Source organism: Streptomyces aurantiacus JA 4570 (assembly GCF_000414115.1).
GTDB lineage: Bacteria > Actinomycetota > Actinomycetes > Streptomycetales > Streptomycetaceae > Streptomyces > Streptomyces aurantiacus_A.
Genome location: NZ_AOPZ01000293.1, coordinates 1 through 22226 on the forward strand (window position 1 = coordinate 1; position 22226 = coordinate 22226).

18 protein-coding genes, 3 tRNA genes and 2 pseudogenes are annotated in these 22226 nt (G+C 71.9%); 15 read left to right on the forward strand and 8 right to left on the reverse strand.

Annotated elements, in window-relative coordinates; translation table 11 throughout:
* The 5 genes and pseudogenes from STRAU_RS25975 to STRAU_RS25995 all read left to right on the forward strand — a co-directional run.
* Window positions 1-260 (forward strand): annotated as a pseudogene (locus STRAU_RS25975) (DNA polymerase III subunit gamma and tau); the annotation flags it as partial.
* Between the two features lie 175 nt (window positions 261-435).
* Window positions 436-1692, forward strand: coding sequence for a phosphoribosylamine--glycine ligase (purD, locus tag STRAU_RS25980; RefSeq protein WP_016643375.1), 1257 nt, complete (start codon window positions 436-438; stop codon window positions 1690-1692).
* A 517-nt stretch (window positions 1693-2209) separates the two neighbouring features.
* The gene (locus STRAU_RS25985) at window positions 2210-4210 is read left to right on the forward strand and encodes a hypothetical protein (protein WP_016643377.1); all 2001 of its coding nucleotides are present in this window, start codon (window positions 2210-2212) and stop codon (window positions 4208-4210) included.
* A gap of 215 nt (window positions 4211-4425) precedes the next feature.
* Window positions 4426-5958 carry a N,N-dimethylformamidase beta subunit family domain-containing protein gene (locus tag STRAU_RS25990; RefSeq protein WP_016643378.1) on the forward strand — a complete coding sequence of 511 codons (1533 nt, stop codon included), beginning with the start codon at window positions 4426-4428 and terminating at the stop codon, window positions 5956-5958.
* A gap of 94 nt (window positions 5959-6052) precedes the next feature.
* Window positions 6053-6952 carry a phosphoribosylaminoimidazolesuccinocarboxamide synthase gene (locus STRAU_RS25995; protein ID WP_016643379.1) on the forward strand — a complete coding sequence of 300 codons (900 nt, stop codon included), beginning with the start codon at window positions 6053-6055 and terminating at the stop codon, window positions 6950-6952.
* Window positions 6953-7012: 60 nt separating this feature from the next.
* Here the strand turns inward: STRAU_RS25995 and STRAU_RS26000 are convergent.
* From STRAU_RS26000 to STRAU_RS26035, 8 genes and pseudogenes are all read right to left on the reverse strand, one after another.
* Window positions 7013-7085 (reverse strand) — tRNA-Gly (locus STRAU_RS26000).
* 23 nt (window positions 7086-7108) lie between these two features.
* Window positions 7109-7720 carry a response regulator transcription factor gene (locus STRAU_RS26005; RefSeq protein WP_016643380.1) on the reverse strand — a complete coding sequence of 204 codons (612 nt, stop codon included), beginning with the start codon at window positions 7718-7720 and terminating at the stop codon, window positions 7109-7111.
* On the reverse strand, window positions 7717-8964 hold the full coding sequence (locus STRAU_RS26010; protein WP_259299980.1) for a sensor histidine kinase: 1248 nt from the start codon (window positions 8962-8964) through the stop codon (window positions 7717-7719). Before STRAU_RS26010 ends, STRAU_RS26005 begins: the two co-directional genes overlap by 4 nt.
* Window positions 8965-9016: 52 nt before the next feature.
* Window positions 9017-9832, reverse strand: a complete 816-nt coding sequence (locus tag STRAU_RS26015; protein ID WP_016643382.1) for an ABC transporter permease — start codon at window positions 9830-9832, stop codon at window positions 9017-9019.
* Window positions 9829-10876: pseudogene (locus tag STRAU_RS26020) on the reverse strand (ABC transporter ATP-binding protein). Before STRAU_RS26020 ends, STRAU_RS26015 begins: the two are co-directional and overlap by 4 nt.
* Window positions 10877-10961: 85 nt before the next feature.
* A tRNA-Gly gene (locus STRAU_RS26025) sits at window positions 10962-11037 on the reverse strand.
* A 79-nt stretch (window positions 11038-11116) separates the two neighbouring features.
* Window positions 11117-11188, reverse strand: a tRNA-Gly gene (locus STRAU_RS26030).
* Window positions 11189-11346: 158 nt separating this feature from the next.
* Window positions 11347-11664, reverse strand: a complete 318-nt coding sequence (locus STRAU_RS26035; protein ID WP_016643384.1) for a histone-like nucleoid-structuring protein Lsr2 — start codon at window positions 11662-11664, stop codon at window positions 11347-11349.
* A gap of 439 nt (window positions 11665-12103) precedes the next feature.
* Between STRAU_RS26035 and purS the strand changes: the two genes are divergently transcribed.
* The 10 genes from purS to purM all read left to right on the forward strand — a co-directional run bounded on the left by purS (window position 12104) and on the right by purM (window position 22133).
* On the forward strand, window positions 12104-12388 hold the full coding sequence (purS, locus tag STRAU_RS26040; RefSeq protein WP_259299981.1) for a phosphoribosylformylglycinamidine synthase subunit PurS: 285 nt from the start codon (window positions 12104-12106) through the stop codon (window positions 12386-12388).
* Window positions 12385-13068 carry a phosphoribosylformylglycinamidine synthase subunit PurQ gene (gene purQ / locus STRAU_RS26045; RefSeq protein WP_016643386.1) on the forward strand — a complete coding sequence of 228 codons (684 nt, stop codon included), beginning with the start codon at window positions 12385-12387 and terminating at the stop codon, window positions 13066-13068. Before purS ends, purQ begins: the two co-directional genes overlap by 4 nt.
* The gene (gene purL / locus STRAU_RS26050; RefSeq protein ID WP_016643387.1) at window positions 13065-15338 is read left to right on the forward strand and encodes a phosphoribosylformylglycinamidine synthase subunit PurL; all 2274 of its coding nucleotides are present in this window, start codon (window positions 13065-13067) and stop codon (window positions 15336-15338) included. The genes purQ and purL overlap by 4 nt, the downstream gene beginning before the upstream one ends.
* 124 nt (window positions 15339-15462) lie before the next feature.
* Window positions 15463-15975 (forward strand): ArsR/SmtB family transcription factor, encoded by a 513-nt coding sequence (locus STRAU_RS26055; protein WP_016643388.1) that lies wholly within the window; start codon window positions 15463-15465, stop codon window positions 15973-15975.
* Window positions 15976-16004: 29 nt separating this feature from the next.
* A complete protein-coding gene (locus STRAU_RS26060) occupies window positions 16005-16856 on the forward strand; it encodes a M23 family metallopeptidase (RefSeq protein ID WP_016643389.1) in 852 nt (283 codons plus the stop codon).
* Between the two features lie 28 nt (window positions 16857-16884).
* Complete coding sequence (locus tag STRAU_RS26065) at window positions 16885-17589, forward strand: TetR/AcrR family transcriptional regulator (RefSeq protein WP_016643390.1); 705 nt, start codon at window positions 16885-16887, stop codon at window positions 17587-17589.
* Between the two features lie 10 nt (window positions 17590-17599).
* Entirely contained in the window at window positions 17600-18397 is a 798-nt protein-coding gene (locus tag STRAU_RS26070; protein ID WP_037661950.1) for a maleylpyruvate isomerase family mycothiol-dependent enzyme, read from the forward strand.
* Between the two features lie 101 nt (window positions 18398-18498).
* Window positions 18499-19317, forward strand: coding sequence for an META domain-containing protein (locus tag STRAU_RS26075; protein ID WP_259299982.1), 819 nt, complete (start codon window positions 18499-18501; stop codon window positions 19315-19317).
* Between the two features lie 180 nt (window positions 19318-19497).
* Window positions 19498-21024, forward strand: a complete 1527-nt coding sequence (gene purF / locus STRAU_RS26080) for an amidophosphoribosyltransferase (protein ID WP_016643393.1) — start codon at window positions 19498-19500, stop codon at window positions 21022-21024.
* A 32-nt stretch (window positions 21025-21056) separates the two neighbouring features.
* On the forward strand, window positions 21057-22133 hold the full coding sequence (gene purM, locus STRAU_RS26085) for a phosphoribosylformylglycinamidine cyclo-ligase (RefSeq protein WP_016643394.1): 1077 nt from the start codon (window positions 21057-21059) through the stop codon (window positions 22131-22133).
* The last annotated feature ends 93 nt before the right edge of the window (window positions 22134-22226 follow it).

The window sequence follows — 22226 nt, forward strand, 5'->3', positions numbered from 1 at the left end:
AGCCCGCGCCGTCGCAGTCCCCCGCCCCGTCCCCGGCGCCGCAGCAGCCGGGCCCCGCCAGGCCCGACTCCGCCGCCCCGGCGCGGGACTCGTCCCCGGCCCGGGACCCCGAGCCCGGCGCCCCCCGGCGGCACGTCTCCCTGGAGGACGACATCCCGGAGGACGACGACCCGGACCTGGTCGACTCGGCCCTCTCCGGCCACGACCTGATCGTCAGGGAACTGGGCGCGACGGTCGTGGAGGAGTATCCGAACGAGTAGGGCGCGCACCACGGAAGCGCGTCCGCGGCGCCCCAACTGCCGCCCGCCGCACGGCAAAGCACGGCTGCGGCCCGCACCCCGCCCGCCGGGCTCGTAGAAACGTACAAGCAGGCCCCGCCCGTCCTCTCGGATGCCCGGACAAGGGCGCCCCGCCGGACCCCGTAGGCTGACCCCCGTGAAGGTCCTCGTCATCGGCAGCGGTGCCCGCGAACACGCCCTGTGCCGCTCCCTGTCCCTCGACCCCGCGGTCACCGCCCTGCACTGCGCCCCCGGCAACGCCGGCATCGCGGACGTGGCCGAGTTGCACCAGGTCGACGCCCTCGACGGCAACGCGGTGGCGGCCCTCGCGGCCGGGCTCGGCGCCGGGCTCGTCGTCGTCGGGCCGGAGGCGCCGCTCGTCGCCGGGGTCGCCGACGCCGTGCGGGAAGCGGGCATCCCGTGCTTCGGACCGTCGAAGGAGGCGGCCCTCCTCGAAGGGTCCAAGGCATTCGCCAAGGACGTGATGGCGGGCGCCGGCGTGCCCACCGCCCGCTCCTACGTCTGCACCACGCCCGCGGAGGTCGACGAGGCCCTCGACGCCTTCGGCGCTCCGTACGTCGTGAAGGACGACGGCCTCGCCGCCGGCAAGGGCGTCGTCGTCACCACCGACGTCGAGCAGGCCCGCGAGCACGCCCTCGCCTGCGGCCGCGTCGTCATCGAGGAGTTCCTCGACGGCCCCGAGGTCTCCCTCTTCGCCGTCACCGATGGCGTGACCGTCGTCCCGCTGCGCCCCGCCCAGGACTTCAAGCGCGCCCTCGACGGCGACGAAGGCCCCAACACCGGCGGCATGGGCGCCTATTCGCCGCTGCCGTGGGCCGACCCGAAGCTCGTCGACGAGGTCATGGAGACCGTCCTCCAGCCCACCGTCGACGAACTGCGCCGCCGCGGCACCCCGTTCTCCGGGCTCCTCTACGCCGGCCTTGCGATCACCAGTCGTGGCGTACGCGTCATCGAGTTCAACGCCCGCTTCGGCGACCCCGAGACGCAGGTCGTCCTCGCCCGCCTGAAGACCCCGCTCGCGGGCCTCCTGCTCGCCGCGGCCAGCGGCAACCTCGCGGACCTCCCGCCGCTGCGCTGGAGCGACGACGCCGCGGTCACCGTGGTCATCGCCTCGCACAACTACCCCGGTACGCCGCGTACCGGCGACCCCATCGAAGGGCTCGCCGAGGTCGCGGCCCAGGACGCCCCGGACGCGTACGTCCTGCACGCCGGGACCAGGCACGACGGCGACGCGGTCGTCAGCGCGGGCGGCCGCGTCCTCTCCGTGACGGCCACCGGCGCCGACCTCGCCCAGGCGCGCGAGCGCGCGTACGCGGCGGTCTCCCGCATCCGCCTGGACGGCTCCCAGCACCGCACGGACATCGCGGCGAAGGCGGCGCGGTCCGAGGCGTAGCCCGAGACACATCGCCGTGACGCGCGTCCCGCACCCGCGGGCGCGCGTCATGCGTTTTCGGGAGCGGGCGTACGTCGGCGTCCGCACCCGGACCCCCAGGCGCCCCCCCTGCCGTGCGCTGTACGTGACTACGGTCGGCCGTAGACCCGCGAGGCAATACGGAGCGTGAGCACTGAGCCCGCCGTATGACGGCCGCCGACTTGCCGAACCGGCGGGCCTGGTCGGCCCGGCGGACGTCGGCCCCGGGCCTCTTCCGCCGCCCTCAGTCGAGCGGGTCAGCTTTACCCAAAGCCATTCCATCGAGTGACCGCACCGCCATCCGGCTGACGGTGCCCGGGACCCCAACTAGGGTTCGGCGCAGGCATTGAAGGCACTCAGAGCCAAACAGCCCACCGGCATTGCGATGTCAGTGGCGGGTGCCACAGTGGGGGAGTGTGCAACGCCATCGACGTGCGCCGTCGGCTCCGGCCGCCGGCCGAGCTGTAGGCAGCAGGGGGTGACTTCGGTCGTGTCAGGGATGGGTGTGGAGGCGGGCGCGCAGGCCGCGCGCTCGCGGGCTCTCGCCGTGCTGCGGATCCGCAGCCGGGCGCTGGCCGTCGCCCTGCTGCCCGCGGCCGTCGCCGTCGTGCTGCTCGCCGCGGCGGCCATGGGGCACATAGGCGGCGGCAGTTGGGACGCCGTGCGCTGGACGGTGACGGCGCTCGCGGTGCTCGTGCTGCTCGGCGCCGGGGCGGTCGCCCTCGTCGTCGCGCGGGCCAGGCCCGCCATGAGCCCCACGGTCCCGATCCCGGAGGCATCCGCCCCCGATCTGTACCGCCTGGTGCGGGACCTCGCCGACCGCCTCGAAGTCCCCGCCCCCTCGGCGATAGCGCTCACCCCGGACTGCGACAGCTGGCTGGAGGACCGCACCCACCGGGCGCACGGCACCCCGGCCGACGGCGCCGCGCCCCGCACGGGCACCGACGCGGACGCTGGGGCCGGCACCGCCACGGACGCGGCCCCGGGACCGGGGGACGCAGGCACGGCGATACGCGGCGCCCGGGCACCCCAGCGCCGCGCCCCCGCCGCACCGGTCCTCGTCATCGGCTCCCCCTTCCTGTGGTGGATGCGCGTCGGCGAGCTGCGCGCGGTCCTCGCGCCGGTCGTCGCGGGCACGGGCCCGTCGGCGCACCCGGACATAGCGGCCGCCCGCCGTTTCGTACGCGGCCTGGACGCCGCCGTAGCCGTCGCCTCCGCACCGGGGCGCGGGCCGCTCACCGGCACCGTCCTCGGCGGCGTCGGCTGGGTGGCGCGGCTGCTGCTGCGCAGTTGCCGGGTGCACGCCGCGGAGATGGAGCGCGGTGTCGCGGCGGCCGCGGCCGAGCGCGCCCAGACCGTGGACTATGGCGTGCGGATCGTCGCCCAGGAGCAGGTCGGCCTCGCGTACGCGGGCTGGGACCGGCTGCTGACCCGGGTCGCGCTGCCCGCCTGGCGCATGGGGCGCTGGCCCTCGCGGCTCGACGCCGGCGTGGTCTCCGCCCTCACTGAGCTGTCCCGCAGGGACCGCCTCGCCGAAGGCTTCGCATCCCGGCTCGGCGAGCGGCCCGCGTGCGACCTCCTGGAGGAGCCCGGCGTGGTGGACGAGGCGGCCTCGCTGCTCGCCGCCCGGCTGTTCCACGGCGGCCCCGCCGAGCCCGGGCCCGGCTGGGCACCGGTGGCCTGGCAGGAGTATCCGGACGAGGTCGTGGACCGCAAGTGGCGCACGGACGCGGCCCGCCTGCACCGCGTCCTCGACTCCCTGGGCGTCAGCCGCTCCGCCGACCCCACGGCCCCCGACCCCAAGGGCCCGACCCTCGGCCGGGTCCTCGACCACCTGACGGACCCGGAGGCGACGGCACGCCGGGCGGCGGCGGAGGCACAGGCGGCCGCGGCGGAGGCAGCGGCGATCGCGGCAGAGACACAGGCGGCCGCGGCCGAGCGGGCCGACGCGCGCGTGGCCGCGGACCCGGAGACCGACGCGCGCGTGGCCGCGGGCCCGGAGACCGACGCGGCCTCGGGCACCCCCGCCGCCCCGGACACCACCGCCCTCACCGAATACATCGGCTTCGCCGACGACGAGGGCGACGAAGCGGACGCGTCCGAAGGCCGCGGCGGAACGCTGGCCGCCGGACTCAGCGCCGAGCTGGCCCGCGAGGAGGCCGCCGCACCGCCCCGGCCCGCCCCGGCAGGGCAGGGGCCGGACGAAGCGCTCTGGGAGGACGGCATGCTTCCGCTGTTCCCGCTGCAACCGCCCCGCTCGGGCCGGGAGTTGCTGGCCGACCACGTCACGGCGATGGTGTGCTGCGCGGCCGTCGACACGGCGGGAGCCGCGCCCGGCCTGGACTGGCTGGACGGCCCCTCGCTCCTCATACACGGCGAGCGCGCGGCCGACCTCACCCCCCGCGTCCTCACCCTCGTCGAGAACGGCGACCCCGAACCGCTCCGCCACTGGCTCACCACCCAGGGCATCCGCCCGGAAAAACCAGTCCGCCTGGTCTGAGGGCCCCCGTCGGCCCGGCCATCCGCTCGGACCGACAGCACCCAGCACGCCGACAGCAAGCAGCCCAACGAACAGCACCCCCAAACCATTTCACGACGAACAGTGACGGTCCGCGTGCGTAATGTGATGTGCTGGGACCGGTGGCCGACCCAGGCGCGTCACACCGCGCCGCCGCCAGGGAGCCAGGCTCGGGGGAGCGAGGGAGGGGACAACGCATGGGACCGGAGCCGATCCGCCGCTGGGAGTCGGGTGCCCTCGCCCACGCCGTGACCGACCCGTTCGGCCAGGGCCCGCTGCCCTGGCTCCGCGGCGCCGAGCACTACTTCGACGACACGGGCCACGTGGTGCCCTGGTACGTGGACCACGCCCCGGGCGCCACAGGACCGAACGCGGTGCCCGCCCCCCGCCCCGGCGGCGGCCCCCGCACCGCCGACGACGTACACCGCCAGATCAAGGGCTTCACCGGCACCGGAGCCGCCGCCCCCGGCGAGGCGATCGACTTCCACATCACCGTGGACCCGCCCCAGCAGTTCAGCGTGGACATCTACCGCATCGGGCACTACAGCGGCGACGGCGCCCGCAAGATCACCACAAGCCCGCGCCTCGCGGGCATCGTGCAGCCGCCCCCGCTCACCGCCGACCGCACGGTCTCCTGCCACCACTGGTGGCTGTCCTGGCGCCTGCAGATCCCGTCGTACTGGAACATCGGGGCGTACGTCGCCGTCCTCACCACCACCGACGGCTACCGCTCGCACGTCCCCTTCACCGTCCGCGACAGCGTCAAGGCGGGCACCGGTGAGCCGGCCAAGGGCGAGCTCGGCGCACCCGCCGCCGACCTCCTCGTCCTGCTGCCCGACATCACCTGGCAGGCGTACAACCTCTACCCCGAGGACGGCAGCACCGGCGCCAGCCTCTACCACGCCTGGGACGAGCACGGCCGCCTCCTCGGCGAGGGCGAGGCCGCGACCACGGTCTCCTTCGACCGGCCGTACGCGGGCGCGGGCCTGCCCCTGCACGTGGGCCACGCCTACGACTTCATCCGCTGGGCCGAGCGCTACGGCTACGACCTCGCGTACGCCGACTCCCGCGACCTGCACGCGGGCCGCATCGACCCCACCCGCTATCGCGGCCTGGTCTTCCCCGGCCACGACGAGTACTGGTCGGCCGCGATGCGCCGCACCACCGAGCTGGCCCGCGAGCACGGCACGTCCCTGGTCTTCCTCTCCGCCAACACCATGTACTGGCAGGTGGAGTTGGGCCCGTCGCCGTCCGGCGTCCCGGACCGCCTGCTCACCTGCCGAAAACGCCGCGGCCCCGGCAAGGCCGCGCTGTGGCGCGAAGTCGACGTCCCCGAACAGCAGTTGATGGGCATCCAGTACGCGGGCCGGGTCCCGGAGCCGCACCCCCTGATCGTCCGCAACGCCGACCACTGGCTGTGGGAGGCGACCGGCGCGCACGAGGGCGACGAGATCGACGGCCTGGTCGCGGGCGAGGCCGACCGCTATTTCCCGCGCACCGCGCTCCCCGCGCACCAGGACCGCATCCTGCTCGCCCACTCTCCGTACGCGGACAGCGAGGGCAGCACCCGGCACCAGGAGACGTCGCTCTACCGCGCCCCGTCCGGCGCCCTCGTCTTCGCGTCCGGCACCTTCGCCTGGACCCCGTCCCTGGACCGCCCCGGCCATGTCGACCCGCGCGTCCAGCGCGCCACGGCCAACCTCCTGGACCGCATCTGCAAGCGGGACTGAGGGCGCCCCGGCTCACCGAGCCCGACCCATGGCCAAAACCATTCCCCGCGTACGGGAGAATCGGAGCACTTGGAGAGAACCACCGGGAGGAACCGTGTCCGGATTCGTCGAAAAGCCCGAGCCGATCCAGGTTCCGGGTCTGGTGCATCTGCACACCGGCAAGGTGCGCGAGCTGTACCGGAACGAGGCGGGCGAGCTCGTCATGGTCGCCAGCGACCGCATGTCGGCGTACGACTGGGTGCTGCCGACCGAGATCCCCGACAAGGGGCGGGTCCTGACCCAGCTCTCGCTGTGGTGGTTCGACCAGCTCGCGGACCTCGTCCCGAACCACGTCATCTCCACGGACCTGCCGCGGGGCGCCCCCGCCGACTGGGCGGGCCGCACCCTCATCTGCAAGTCGCTCAAGATGATCCCCGTCGAGTGCGTCGCCCGCGGCTATCTGACGGGCTCGGGGCTCGCCGAGTACAAGGAGTCCCGCACTGTCTGCGGCATCGGCCTGCCCGAGGGCCTGGTCGACGGCTCGGAGCTGCCCGCGCCGATCTTCACGCCGGCCGCGAAGGCAGCCGTCGGCGAGCACGACGAGAACGTGAGCTATGAGGAGGTGGCCCGGCAGGTCGGCGCGGAGACGGCGGCCCAGCTGCGGCAGACGACCCTCGCCGTGTACGGCAGGGCGCGGGACATCGCGCGCGAGCGCGGCCTGATCCTCGCGGACACGAAGTTCGAGTTCGGCTTCGCCGCGGACGAGCTGGTCCTCGCGGACGAGGTGCTTACCCCGGACTCGTCCCGCTTCTGGCCCGCGGACCAGTGGGAGCCGGGCCACGCCCAGCCCTCCTTCGACAAGCAGTACGTCCGCGACTGGCTCACCTCGGCCGCCTCCGGCTGGGACCGCGCGAGCGAGCAGCCGCCCCCGCCGCTGCCCGCCGATGTGGTGGACGCCACCCGCGCCAAGTACATCGAGGCGTACGAGCGTCTGACGGGCACGGCCTGGGCGTAACGAGCCTTCGCGCACACGACGAAGCCCCCCGGTTCCAGGAACTGGGGGGCTTCTGTGCGGAGCGGACGACCAGGTTCGAACTGGCGACCTCAACCTTGGCAAGGTTGCGCTCTACCAACTGAGCTACGTCCGCAGTGCGCCGAAGCGCGAAAGCCACTATACCCAACCTCGCTCCCGCGCGAGACGCACCGCCGCATGCCGGTTCTCCGCACCGATCTTCGTCACCGCCGAGGAGAGGTAGTTGCGGACGGTCCCCTGCGACAGCGCGGCCCGCTCCGCGATCTCCGCGACGGGCGCCCCGTCGGCGGCGAGTTCGAGCACCTCGGCCTCCCGCTCGGTCAGCGGGGAGTCTCCGGAGGAGATCGCGTCGGCGGCCAACTCCGGGTCCACGAAGCGGTTTCCGGCGTGCACCGTGCGGATGATCTCCGCGAGCCGCTGCGCGCTCATCGTCTTGGGGACGAACCCCCGCACACCGACCGCGAGGGCCCGCTTGAGGTGTCCCGGTCTGCCATGACTCGTCACGATCATGACCTGGCAGTCCGGGAGTTCCTTGCGCAGGGATGTGGCCACACTCACACCGTCGAGCCCCGGCATCTGCAGATCGAGCACGGCCACATCGGGCCGGTGGGCCCGCGCCATGGCCAGCGCCTCGGGCCCGGACGCGGCCTCGGCGACGACGACCAGGTCGTCCTCAAGGGCCAGGAGGGCGGCCAGCGCGCCCCGGATCAGATGCTCGTCGTCGGCGAGCAGCACGCGCACGGTCGTCACAGCGCCCTCGCCTCGGGCCGCGCCGGTCGGGGTCCCGCGGGCGGCTCCCGGTCGGGCAGCGGCACCCGGGCGGTGAGCCGGAAGCGGCCCTCGGCGCTGTGGTGCTCCAGGGTTCCGCCCACCTCGGTCAGCCGTTCCCTGAGGCCGGTGAGCCCGGATCCGCCGGGGCCCGCGGCGGCGTCCGGCACCCCGTCGTTCTCGATGATCAATGTCGTACGTCCTTCCGCGACCGAAAGCTCGATGGCACAGCTCCGCGCGTCGCCGTGCCGCAGCACGTTCGTCGTGCCCTCCCGCACCACCCAGCCGAGCGCGGACTGCGCGGCGTCGGGCAGCCCGTCCGGCGCGCCGGTGACCCGGCACGCGATCCCGGCCGCCTCCAGGACGCCCTGGGCGCCGACGAGTTCCACCCCGAGGTCGATGTCGCGATAGCCGCGTACGACTTCCCGGATCTCCCGCTGGGACTCCTGGGCGATCCGCTGCACCTCGATCATCTGCTCCACGGCCTCGGGCCGTCCGCGCCGGGCGAGCTGCACGGAGAGCTCGCTCTTGAGCGCGATGACGGCGAGGTTGCGCCCCATCACGTCGTGCAGATCACGGCCGAAGCGCAGCCGCTCCTCGGCCACCGCGAGGCGGGCCTCGACCTCCCGGGCCCGGTCCGCCTCCCACATCACGGACAGCGACCAGGCCCCGCACCGCGCGGTCAGCAGGGCGGTCAGGCCGCCGAAGGCGACGAGTCCGGCAAGGCCGAACAGCCTGCCGTCGCGCACGCCGACGGCGGCGAAGCCCGCCACCAGCGCGGCGCCGATCACGGCGAGGCGGCGGAAGAAGCTCTTCAGCGGTACGGCGAAGGCCAGCGCCTGCGCGTACGGAGTGATCAGGAACAGCGCGGCGAAGCCGACCATGCCGTCCGTGACGCCGTCGATGTGTCCGAGCGCGAGCGCGAGGGCGAAGGCGGCGAGGGCGAGGCCGAGCGCGACGGCCAGGTCGCGGCGCGGCATCTCGGCGCGGCCCAGGTAGTGGTCGACGGAGCGCCGCAGGGCGCGGTTCAGGTGCGCGCACTGCAGCGCGGCCACCGCGATCAACGTCCAGCCCAGGATCTGCGCCGTGACGTCGTGCCGCAGGCTCAGGCCCACCGGCAGCACCAGCCAGCCGACGAGCAGGAACCACGGCATGACGTGCCACATGACCATGCTGTAGGACTCGACCTGCTCGATCTTCTTCAGCCCACGCCACTCACGCCGCAAACCCCGTATCCGGCCCACTGCTCCCGCATCCCTTCGCCCGCTCGGCCCCTCGTCAGCCCCTCGGCTCCCAGCGGAACCACCTTCGTACAGCAAACACGCCGACCCAGATCCAGGCCACCGCGATCGCGATGGCGCGCAGGGCCTCGGCGCCGGTCAGGTCTCCGGTCCAGCCGCCGCGGATCAGCTCGATCGTCGGGGTGAGCGGCAGCAGTTCGCAGACGGCGGCGACCTTGTCCGGCAGGACTTCGAGGGGCACCAGCGTGCCGGAGCCGAGGAACGAGAGGAGCACCAGCGGCATCGCCGCGACCTGGGCGCTCTCCACGCTCCGGCTGAAGCTCGCCGTGACCGCCGCGAGCACGGGCCACAGCACCAGGGCGAGCAGGAGGCCCAGCACGGCGTAGAGCGGCGCGTCGGGGGCGCCCACGTCGAGCAGCGCCGTGCAGGCGGCCGTGAGGAGCAGGCACTGCGCGAGTCCGACGGCCACGTGCGGCAGCGCGGCGCCCGCGAGGATCTCCAGGTCCCGCACCTCGCCGGTGCGCAGCCGCTTCAGTACGAGTTCCTCGCGCCGGGAGGCGTAGACGCTCACCAGCGCCGAGTAGACCGCGAAGATGAGGGAGAAGCCGATGGCGGACGGCAGGACGATCGAGCCGACCGACAGGCCGGTGCCGTCCAGGTCCATCCCGTCGGCGGCCTGGCGCACGCTGAACGGCATCATGAGCGGCACGAACATCGCCGTGAACAGCACGCCCTTGCTGCGGCCGAGCAGCGTCAGCTCGGCCCGCGCCAGCGCCCGCAGGCGTTGGGCCGGGGTGGTCCGGGCGGCGGCACCGGCGGGCACGGCCCGCGGCGCCGTGGTCGTCGAGCTCATGCCACCGTCTCCTTGTCCGTGCCCTGGTTGCCCGTGCCCTGGGGGATCTCTTTGTTCGCGTCCTGCGCGATCCGCAGGAACGCCTCTTCCAGCGACGCGGCCCGTACGTCGAGCCCGCGCAGCTCGACCCCGGCCCGTTCGGCCCACATCAGCAGCCCGGTCGCGGCCCGCTGGAGCTCGGTCGTGCGCAGCCGCATCCGGCGGCCCGCCATGTCGTGGCCGTTCACGCCGAGTTGGGCGAGGGGCGGGAGGTCGCCGGGGAGGTATCCCTCGGGCAGCTCGAAGGAGATGTGCGAGGGCTGGGAGGCGACGACGTCGGCGACGCTGCCCGCGGTGGCGATGCGTCCTTCGTGCAGGATCGCGAGGCGGTCGGCGAGCTGCTCGGCCTCTTCCAGGTAGTGGGTGGTGAGCAGCACGGTGGTGCCCCGCTCGCGCAGGGCGCGCACCAAGTTCCAGGTCTCGCGGCGGCCTTCGGCGTCGAGTCCGGTGGTCGGCTCGTCCAGGAACTCGGCTCGTCCAGGAACAGCACTTCGGGGTCGCCGATGAGCGCCATCGCGAGGTCGAGGCGCCGCTTCTCGCCGCCGGAGAGCTGTTTCACGCGGACCCCGCCGCGTCCGGCGAGCCCGACGGCTTCGAGCGCCTCGTGGACGGGGCGTGCGCCGCTGGTGCACCCGGCCCACATGCGCGCGGTCTCGGTGACGGTCAGCTCGGAGGGGAAGCCGCCTTCCTGGAGCATCACGCCGATGCGGGGCCGCACCGCGTCCCGTTCCCGGTACGGGTCGTGCCCGAGCACCCGCACCGTGCCGCCGGCGGGTTGTGCGAGCCCTTCGAGGAGCTCGACGGTGGATGTCTTGCCCGCGCCGTTGGTGCCGAGAAGAGCGAACAGTTCACCGCGGCCCACGGTGAACGAGATCCCCCGGACCGCCTCGAAACCGCCCGCGTAGCTGCGCCGCAGGCCGGTCACGTCGATCACTTGGTCTGTCATGACTCAAGGCTCGCCCGGCGCCGGGGCGGCGGGCAGTGCGCGTTGTCATCGACCCGCATGACAAATGTCAGGCCGGCGGTCGCGGTCTCGCCCGTGTTCGGGCACGACGAAGGCCCGGCGCCTGGGGCGCCGGGCCTTCATATGTGGAGCGAACGACGAGGTTCGAACTCGCGACCTCAACCTTGGCAAGGTTGCGCTCTACCAACTGAGCTACGTTCGCATTGCCTCCGACCAGCTCTCACTGATCGGCGCGAGCACCAGCTTACCGCACCCGAATGGGTGATCGGTGAGCGGTGCGGAGCGGGTGACAGGAATTGCACACTGCGCCTTCCCCCTGGAAGGGGGATGTTCTACTACTGAACTACACCCGCACGACTCCTTGGGGTTCGGCCTTTTCGGCCTCGCCCCTCGGCGTGCTCCAGACTCTAGCTGACCAGCGGGGGTGCTGCGCAAGTCGGCTGCACAGCACCCCCGTACGGAGTCCGCGCCGAGGTCGGCACCGGGGTCCCTGCCGAGATCGCCGGCGGGATCAGTTGGCGGCTTCGAACGCCTCGTACACCTTCTTCGGGATCCGCCCGCGCGGCGGTACGTCGAGCTGGTGCGAGCGGGCCCAGGCGCGCACGGCGGCCGGGTCGGGGGTCACCGCCGTGTGCCGGTAGACCTTGCCGGACTTCGACTGCTTGCGGGCCGCGTCCAGGTAGGGGGCGAGCACCTTGCGGAGTTTCTCGGCATTGGTTTGGTTGAGATCGATCTCGTACGACTTCCCGTCAAGACCGAAGGCGACCGTTTCCGCCGCTTCTGAGCCGTCGATGTCGTCATAGAGAGTGACCACGACACGCTGCGCCACGAATATCGGTCCTTTCGTGCGACGCCACCGCATTGACGTGCAATGACGTGCGGTGATGCCGACTGTCCGGCAGTTATGGGACAAAGTATCGGCTATTGCCAATTCCTTTGTACAGTGCCTGGCATTGAATGGTGAAGCCGACGAAAACTGACCGCGTGTTCCGGCGTCGTGTCCGGGAGAATACGGGCAGGTCGGCCACTTCTCCAGCAGGGTGGGTGCGGCGGGGTGGCGGGCGCAATGGCGAGCTGTGATCTTTTCCAGGATTTTTCGCGGATGTGTCCTGTTCGACGCCCCGGCGACCGCTGTGAAGTGACCGTGGTCACGTATGTTGCTACGAATCTACGCGGGTAGAAATTTTGTACGGGTAGTCTGAAGGAACCTGCTCGGCAGCCTGCTCAGGACCGGGCGAGCAGTACCTCGCAAGCACCACACACCGGGAGTGCCAGTGGCACGCGTCGTAGTCGACGTCATGCTCAAGCCGGAGATCCTCGACCCCCAGGGACAGGCGGTGCAGCGTGCACTGCCGCGCCTCGGTTTCCAGGGCATCTCCGACGTACGTCAGGGAAAGCGCTTCGAACTCGAGGTCGACGGGCCGGTCGACGAGGCCGCGCTCGCCCGTATCCACGAGATGGCGGAAACCTTCCTCGCCAACACCGTGATCGAGGACTTCGTCGTAAAGGTCGAAGAGTCCGAGGACTCTGAGCCCGCGGTGGGGGCGAAGTGACTGCTCGAATCGGAGTCGTCACTTTTCCGGGAACGCTCGACGACCGCGACACGCAGCGCGCCGTCCGCGTCGCCGGTGCCGAGGCCGTGCCGCTGTGGCACCGCGACAAGGACCTCAAGCAGGTCGACGCGGTGGTCCTGCCGGGCGGTTTCTCCTACGGCGACTATCTGCGCGCGGGCGCCATCTCCCGCTTTTCGCCCGTCATGGAGTCGGTCATCGACCAGGCCAAGGCCGGAATGCCGGTGCTCGGCATCTGCAACGGCTTCCAGGTCCTGACCGAGACGCACCTGCTGCCCGGCGCGATGCTGCGGAACAACCACCTGCACTTCATCTGCCGTGACCAGAAGCTGCGCGTGGAGACCAACTCGACTGCCTGGACGGCCGATTACGAGCCCGGCCAGGAGATCTCGATCCCGCTGAAGAACATCGACGGGCGGTACGTCGCCGACGAGCGCACCCTCGACATGCTGGAGGCCGAGGGCCGCGTCGCCTTCCGCTACCTGGACATGAACCCGAACGGCTCGCTGCGCGACATCGCCGGCATCACGAACGCGGCCGGGAACGTGGTCGGCCTGATGCCGCACCCCGAGCACGCCGTGGAGCCGCTGATCGGGACGGGCCGCACGGACGGCCTGGGCTTCTTCACCTCGATCCTGAAGAACCTGGTGGGTGCACGATGACCCTGGACACCGTCAAGCACGCCGAGCAGACCGCCGAGGCCGAGCAGCCCTGGAAGGAACTCGGCCTGAAGGAAGACGAGTACGCGCGCATCCGCGAGATCCTCGGCCGCCGCCCGACCGGCGCCGAACTCGCCATGTACTCGGTCATGTGGTCCGAGCACTGCTCGTACAAGAGCAGCAAGGTGCACCTGAAGCAGTTCGGCGAGAAGGTTCCGGACAACGACGCGATGCTCGTCGGCATCGGCGAGAACGCGGGCGTCGTCGACGTCGGCCAGGGCTACGCGGTCACCTTCAAGGTCGAGTCGCACAACCACCCCTCGTACATCGAGCCGTACCAGGGCGCCGCCACCGGCGTCGGCGGCATCGTGCGCGACATCCTCGCGATGGGCGCGCGCCCGGTCGCCGTCGTGGACCCGCTGCGGTTCGGCGCCGCCGACCACCCCGACACCAAGCGGGTGCTGCCCGGCGTGGTCGCGGGCATCGGCGGCTACGGCAACTGCCTGGGCCTGCCCAACATCGGCGGCGAGGTCGTCTTCGATCCCTGCTACCAGGGAAATCCGCTGGTCAACGCGGGCTGCATCGGCGTCATGAAGCACGAGGACATCCACCTCGCGAAGGCGTCCGGCACCGGCAACAAGGTCATCCTGTACGGGGCCCGCACGGGCGGCGACGGCATCGGCGGCGTCTCCGTGCTCGCGAGCGAGACCTTCGAGTCGACCGGGCCCGCCAAGCGCCCGGCCGTCCAGGTCGGTGACCCCTTCCAGGAGAAGCTGCTCATCGAGTGCACCCTGGAGATCTTCGGGGAGAAGCTGGTCGCGGGCATCCAGGACCTCGGCGGCGCGGGCCTCTCCTGCGCCACCAGCGAGCTGGCGTCGGCCGGTTCGGGCGGCATGCGCGTGGACCTGGACACGGTCCCGCTGCGCGACTCCTCGCTCTCGCCCGAGGAGATCCTCATGAGCGAGTCGCAGGAACGCATGTGCGCGGTCGTCGAGCCGGACAAGGTCGACCGGTTCATGGAGATCTGCGAGAAGTGGGACGTCATCGCGACCGTCATCGGTGAGGTGACCGAGGGCGAGCGCCTGGAGATCTTCTGGCACGGCGAGCAGATCGTCGACGTACCGCCGCGCACGGTCGCGCACGAGGGCCCGGTCTACCACCGGCCGTTCGCGCGCCCCTCCTGGCAGGACGCGCTCCAGGCGGACGACGCCAACAAGCTGGCGCGCCCGGCGAATTCGGCCGAGCTGAAGGAGCAGATCCTCAAGCTGGTCGCGTCCCCGAACCAGGCGTCCAAGGCGTGGATCACCGACCAGTACGACCGTTTCGTGCAGGGCAACACGATCCTCGCGCAGCCCGAGGACGCGGGCATGGTCCGCGTCGACGAGGAGTCGAACCTGGGCGTCGCGATGGCCACGGACGGCAACGGGCGGTACGCGAAGCTCGACCCGTACGCGGGCGCGCAGCTCGCGCTCGCCGAGTCGTACCGCAACGTCGCCGCCTCCGGCGCCAAGCCGCTCGCCATCTCCAACTGCCTGAACTTCGGCTCCCCCGAGGACCCGGACGTGATGTGGCAGTTCGCGGAGGCCACGCGCGGTCTCGCGGACGGCTGCCTCCAGCTCGGCACCCCGGTGACCGGCGGCAACGTCTCGCTCTACAACCAGACCGGCGAGACGGCGATCCACCCGACGCCCGTCGTGGCCGTGCTCGGCGTCATCGACGACGTCACGCGCCGCACGCCGATCGCCTTCAAGGAAGAGGGCCAGCTCCTCTACCTGCTCGGCGAGACCCACGAGGAGTTCGGCGGCTCGGCCTGGTCCCAGGTCGTGCACGACCACCTCGGGGGCCTGCCGCCGAAGGTCGACCTGGAGCGGGAGCGGCTGCTCGCCGAGATCCTGATCTCCGCATCCCGCGACGGCATGATCGACGCCGCGCACGACCTGTCTGACGGCGGCCTGATCCAGGCGGTCGTGGAGTCCTGCCTGCGCGGCGGGGTCGGCGCGCGCTTGGTCGTCCCGGACACGCTGTCCACTGGTGGCTCCGCCACGGGGGACGCCTTCACGTTCCTGCTCAGCGAGTCCGCGGGGCGTGCCGTGGTGTCCGTGCCGCGCAGCGAGGAGCTGCGGTTCACCGACATGTGCGGGGCGCGGGGGCTGCCGGTCACGCGGATCGGCGTGGTCGACGGCGACGCCGTCGAGGTGCAGGGCCAGTTCCAGCTTTCCCTGGAGGAGCTGCGGACGGCGCACACGGGGACGATCCCGGAGCTGTTCGCCTGAGAGTCTGTCTTCGAGCCCCCGTCCGGCCCTGGTCCGGACGGGGGCTTCGTGCTGCGGGGGGCCGGGTCCGCGCCGTTGGCGATCTCGGCTTGTTTGAAATTACGTAATTACGTAACCTACGATCATGGAGTTGGAAGAGCGCGTCGCCGACCTTGAGCGGCGCATGGCGGCCCTGGAGGGCGCGGGCCGCGACCGTGACGAGGCCGCGCCCGCCGTGAGCGAGAGCGACTTCTGGGCCCTGGAGGGCCTGAAGGCGCAGCTCGCGAAGCACAACGCAGCCGACGGCGGCGTGCTGTACACCGGTGCGGTCCGGCTGCCGACCGGTGAGCGGTACGACTGGCAGACCGGCCAGTTCACCGACGTGCTCCTCGACGGCGACTGGTCCGAGGCCGCCGACTCCTTCGCCGCGCTCGGCCATCCCGTGCGGCTGCGACTGCTGCGGGAGATCCTCGGCGGCCGCCGCACCGCCGCGGACCTGGCCGCGCTCGACGAGCTCGGCACGACCGGCCAGATCTACCACCACCTGCGCCAGCTGTCCGGCGCGGGCTGGCTGCACACCACGGCCCGCGGCCGCTACGCCGTCCCGGCGGACCGGGTGGTGCCGCTGCTCGTCTTCGTCGCGGCCGCCCGGCCCTGAGCACACCGAATCCGTCAGGGGGAACGACCATGTCCATACGCCTGCGCAAGCTCCTCTTCGTCATCAGCCGCGTCCTGTGGATCACCTTCTTCGCCCATGTGACCGTGGACCTCTTCGTCGACCTGCCCTACAACTACTGGCTCACCTGGCTGCCCGCGCTCGGCGCGATCGCCCTCGACGTCCTGCGGGGCCGCACCGCCGGGAAGCACATCCAGCTGGAGTCCCGGGCGGCGGTCGAGGTCGGGCCGCCGGTCACCGGCCGCTGGTCGGCGCTGAACAGCCCGGCCGACAAGGTGCCGAGCCACGGCACGCACCACCTCGGCCAGACCTACGCCATCGACATCACGGCCGAGCCGGAGCAGGGGCCGGCCCGCCCGGCCCCCGTCTGGTTCTGGCCCGTCGCCCGGCGCGGTCAGGCATACCCCGCCTTCGGGGCGCCGCTGCACGCGGTGGCCGATGCCACCGTCGTGCACGCCGAGGACGGCCAGCGCGACCACCTCAGCCGCAGCTCGCTCGTCGGGGTGCTGTACTTCTGGCTGATCGAGGGCGTCGGCAGGGTGATCGGCGGGACCCGCCGCATCGTCGGCAATCACATCGTCCTCGACCTCGGCGAGGGGGTGTTCGCCATGTACGCGCACGTTCAGCGGGGCTCGCTCGCGGTACGGGCGGGGGACAAGGTCGTCGCCGGGCAGCGGCTCGGCGGCTGCGGGAACTCCGGCAACTCCACCGAACCGCATGTGCACTTCCAGCTCATGGACGGACCGGACCTGGAGACGGCGCGGGGAATTCCGTTCCGGTGGCGGGGAGTCGGGGTGCCCGCCAACAAGGAGAAGTTCACGGTGGACGCCAATACGTATACCGAGTCTATTTTTCATCCGTAAACAAAATTCATCCTGGTATAGTCCGGGCATGGCAGCACGAGGAGCCGCGTCGGCGGACGAGCCCGCAGTCCGTGAGCCGGACGGCCGGTCGCCGGACGGCCGGGCGCCGGGCCTGCGGGAGCGCAAGAAGCGGCAGACCGCCTCGCGGATCTGGCAGGCCGCGGTGGAGCTGTTCGTCGAGCGCGGCTTCGACAAGGTGTCCGTCGCGGAGATCGCGGCCGCCGCCGACGTCTCGAAGATGACCGTCTTCAACTACTTCGGTACGAAGGAGGACGTGCTCCTCGGCCCCATGGAGGAGCACGTCGCGGACGCCGCCGACGCCGTGCGCGACCGCGCCCCCGGAGAGTCCGCCGCCGACGCGCTGCGCCGGCAACTGCTCGACCTGATCGAGGCGCGCGACGCGTCCGTCGGCCTGAGCGACAGCCCCCGCACGGTCCAGGTCCTGCGCCTGGTCACCGAGACGCCGGTGCTCCTGCACCGCGCGCACTCCTTTCACCTGCGCCGCCAGCAGTTCCTCGCCGGCGTCCTCGCGGCGGAGACCGGCGACGCGGTCCTCGCGGAGGTCGCCGCGGCCCAGCTGATCGGCGTACGCAACGCCGTGTTCGCCGAGGTGCACCGCCGCCGCGCGGCCGGCGACCCCCTCGACCAGGTCGCCACCGACGCCGCGCGGCTCGCCCGCGACGCCTTCGACCTGGTGGAAAAAGGACTCAGCGGATACGCCGTGAAGGCTTAGGCTCGCCCCCATGCCACCGGCGAAAAAGCGCATGCGCAGCTACGACCCGACGAAGATCCGCACCGCCGTGCTCACCCAGTACGCCACGGTGCGCGAGGCCGTCGCGGGGCTGACGCCGGAGCAACTCGCCGCGCCCACCCGGCTCGGGGACTGGACGGTGCGCGAACTGGCCGCCCACCTCACGATGGTGCTCGGCTCCGTCGCCCGGTACCTGGACGCGCCCGAGCCCGACAAGCTCGAAGTGCCGCTCCAGGACTGGGCGTTCCGCACCTCGTCGGCCGCGAGCCAGGTGGACGAGGACGTGCACGCGATCGTGGCCGCGGGCACCGGCCTCGACGCCCTCTTCGCGCACGCCCTCGACCGGCTCGCGGACACCCTCCCCGCCGCCCCCGGCACCCGCCTCGTGCCCTCGCGCTTCGGCGGCATGACCCTCGCCGACTTCATGGTCACCCGCACCGTCGAACTCGTCGTCCACACCGACGACTTGAACGACGCCCTGCCCGGCCTCGACGTGCCCTACGACCGCCAGGCCCTGGCCGCCTGCACCCGGCTGCTCGCCGACGCGCTCGCGGCGAAGGCACCCGGCGGCTCGGTGGAGGTCCGGATTCCGCCGTACGCCGTGGTCCAGTGCGTCGAGGGCCCCCGGCACACCCGCGGCACCCCGCCGAACGTCGTCGAGACCGACCCGCTGACCTGGATCCGGCTCGCCACGGGACGTACGACATGGGCGGCAGCGCTCGACGCGGCGCAGGTCAGCGCGTGCGGCGAACGGGCCGATCTGGGCGGGCTGCTGCCGATCATGTCGTGACCGCCGATGGGGCGGACGGCGGGAACCGGCCGCTCCGGCCCGCCCCGGGAAGGGAACCGCTCCCCGGCCCGCCCCGTCACAATGACATGTACAAGCAGCGTGTGACCCAGACCCTCACCGTCCTCGCCGCCGCCGGGCTGCTCGCTGCCTGCGGCTCCGAGTCCGGCTCCGGCGACGGCGGTTCCGACAAGGCCGGCCCCGGTAAAGGCGGCTCCGAGGCGAACCTGACCGGTGTCCGCTGGAACGTCGTCAGCCTCACCGTCGACGGCAAGAAGCAGCAGGCCCCCGAGGGCGCCTACGTCCGGCTCGGCGGCAAGGGCGGCACCGGAGGCAACTTCGGCTGCAACGGCTACGGCGCCAAGGTCTCCGTGAAGGGCGACACCGTCCACTTCAAGCCGGGCGTGCACACCGACATGGCGTGCGACGCGCTCGACTTCGAGCAGCGCCTCGCCCGCGCCCTCGACGGCAAGCTCAAGGCCGGCGTCGACGACGACCGCCTGACGCTCACCAACGCCAAGGGCGACCGGATCGCCCTGTCCTCCGCGCCCGCGAAGCCCGCAGCCCCGCTCCAGGGCACCCGCTGGACCGTGCACACCGTCGGCGAGCGCGCCACGGCCCAGTCCCTGCCCAAGGAGGTCGCGGGCAAGGTCGACCTGCTCTTCGGCGCGGACGGCACCGCACGCGGCAACCTCGGCTGCAACGACTTCACCGCGAAGGCCACCCCGCGCGACGGGGAGATCACTCTCGGCGCACCCAGGACGACCCGCATGATGTGCGCGGGAGCCAAGGGCAAGACCGAGAAGACCATGCTGAAGCTCTTCGCCGGCAAGGTCACGTACAAGGTGGACGACCGCACCCTGACCCTGACGGCCACAGACGACGGCACCACAGTCACGGCAAGGGCCCCGCACCCGAAGTAGCACCGGGGCAAAATCAGCCCGTCCGGCGTTTGAGGACGAGCGCGAAGCGCGACAATACGGTGCCCCACGGTGACGGCACCTGGGCGACAAGGGGACGAAAGCACCCCCACCGCCCAGGGCGCCCCCGCCAGAACATTCCCCAATTCGGACCAGTGGTCGATCTCGCCTACACTCGGTGGCGTGCCACGTGGTGACGGTCGACTCAATCACGATCTGCTTCCCGGCGAGAAGGGCCCCCAGGACGCTTGCGGCGTCTTCGGTGTCTGGGCTCCGGGCGAAGAGGTCGCAAAGCTCACTTACTTCGGGCTCTACGCCCTCCAGCATCGGGGCCAGGAATCCGCGGGAATCGCGGTCAGCAACGGCTCCCAGATCCTCGTCTTCAAGGACATGGGGCTTGTTTCCCAGGTCTTCGACGAGACCTCGCTCAGTTCTCTCCAGGGACACATCGCGGTCGGTCACGCCCGCTACTCCACGACTGGAGCCTCCGTCTGGGAGAACGCCCAGCCCACCTTCCGCGCCACGGCCCACGGCTCCATCGCCCTCGGCCACAACGGCAACCTCGTCAACACGGCCCAGCTCGCCGAGATGGTCGCCGACCTCCCCAAGCAGGAGGGCCGCACCACACGCGTGGCGGCCACCAACGACACCGACCTGCTCACGGCCCTCCTCGCCGCCCAGACCGACAGCGACGGCAAGCCGCTGACCATAGAGGAAGCCGCCGCCGCGGTGCTTCCCCAGGTCCAGGGCGCCTTCAGCCTCGTCTTCATGGACGAGCACACGCTGTACGCGGCCCGCGACCCCCAGGGCATCCGCCCGCTGGTCCTCGGCCGCCTGGAGCGCGGCTGGGTGGTCGCCTCCGAGAGCGCCGCGCTCGACATCTGCGGTGCCGCCTACGTCCGCGAGATCGAGCCGGGCGAGTTCATCGCCATCGACGAGAACGGCCTGCGAACGTCTCGATTCGCGGAAGCGAAGCCCAAGGGCTGTGTCTTCGAGTACGTCTATCTGGCGCGCCCCGACACCGACATCGCCGGCCGGAACGTCTACCTCTCGCGGGTCGAGATGGGCCGCAAGCTGGCCAAGGAAGCCCCCGTCGAGGCCGACCTGGTCATAGCGACCCCGGAGTCGGGCACGCCCGCCGCGATCGGTTACGCGGAGGCGTCCGGCATCCCCTTCGGCGCCGGACTGGTCAAGAACGCCTACGTCGGCCGGACCTTCATCCAGCCCTCGCAGACCATCCGCCAGCTCGGCATCCGCCTGAAGCTGAACCCCCTCAAGGAAGTCATCAAGGGCAAGCGCCTGGTGGTCGTCGACGACTCGATCGTCCGCGGCAACACCCAGCGTGCCCTGGTGAAGATGCTCCGCGAGGCGGGCGCCGCCGAGGTCCACATCCGGATCTCCTCGCCGCCCGTGAAGTGGCCCTGCTTCTTCGGCATCGACTTCGCCACCCGCGCCGAGCTCATCGCCAACGGCATGAGCATCGAGGAGATCGGCACGTCGCTGGGCGCCGACTCGCTCTCGTACATCTCCATCGACGGCATGATCGAGGCCACCACCATCGACAAGCCGAACCTCTGCCGCGCCTGCTTCGACGGCGAGTACCCGATGGACCTCCCCGACCCGGAGCTCCTCGGCAAGCAGCTCCTGGAGACGGAGCTCGCCGCGGGGCCGGCGGCCACGGCCGCGGCCGACGCGATCCGTCGGCCCTGAGCCCATTCATCAACCCCGAAAGATCCCAGGCAATGTCTGAGACAACTGGTGCCAGTTACGCAGCCGCCGGCGTCGACATCGAGGCCGGCGACCGCGCCGTAGAGCTGATGAAGGAGTGGGTGAAGAAGACGCAGCGCCCCGAGGTCGCGGGCCTCGGCGGCCTCGGCGGCTTCGCCGGCCTCTTCGACGCCTCCGCCCTCAAGCGCTTCGACCGCCCGCTGCTCGCCTCCGCCACGGACGGCGTCGGCACGAAGGTCGACCTCGCCCGTCAGCTCGGTGTGTACGACACGATCGGCCACGACCTGGTCGCCATGGTCATGGACGACATCGTCGTGTGCGGCGCCGAGCCGCTGTTCATGACCGACTACATCTGCGTCGGCAAGGTCCACCCGGAGCGCGTCGCCGCGATCGTGAAGGGCATCGCCGAGGGCTGTGTCCTCGCGGGCTGCGCGCTCGTCGGCGGCGAGACCGCCGAGCACCCGGGCCTGCTCGGCCCGGACGACTTCGACGTGGCGGGCGCGGGCACGGGCGCCGTCGAGGCCGACCGCGTCCTCGGCGCCGATCGCATCCGTACGGGTGACGCGGTCATCGCCATGGCGTCGTCCGGCCTTCACTCCAACGGGTATTCGCTGGTGCGGCACGTGCTCTTCGACCGCGCCGGGATGAGCCTCGACGCGCAGGTCGAGGAGTTCGGCCGGACGCTCGGCGAGGAGCTCCTGGAGCCCACGAAGATCTACTCCCTGGACTGCCTGGCGCTGCTCCGCACCACCGAGGTGCACGCCTTCAGCCACATCACCGGCGGCGGCCTCGCGGCCAACCTCGCCCGGGTGATCCCCGACACCCTCCACGCCACTGTGGACCGTGCCACGTGGACGCCGGGCCCGGTCTTCGACCTGGTCGGCCGCGCCGGACAGGTCGAGCGCCTGGAGCTGGAGAAGACCCTGAACATGGGCGTCGGCATGATCGCCGTGGTCCCGCAGGACTCGGTCGACGTGGCCCTCACGACCCTCGCCGACCGCGGCGTGGACGCCTGGGTCGCGGGAGAGATCACCGACCGCGGCAGCGAGCACACGACGGGCGCCGAGCTCACGGGCGCGTACGCGAAGTAGTCGCGCCGGGCCCGTGCCGCGCCTCGCCTCCCGCTCCGGGAGCGGACAGCACAAAACCCGGTCCGGCGGTGTTCCCACCCCGGACCGGGTGAA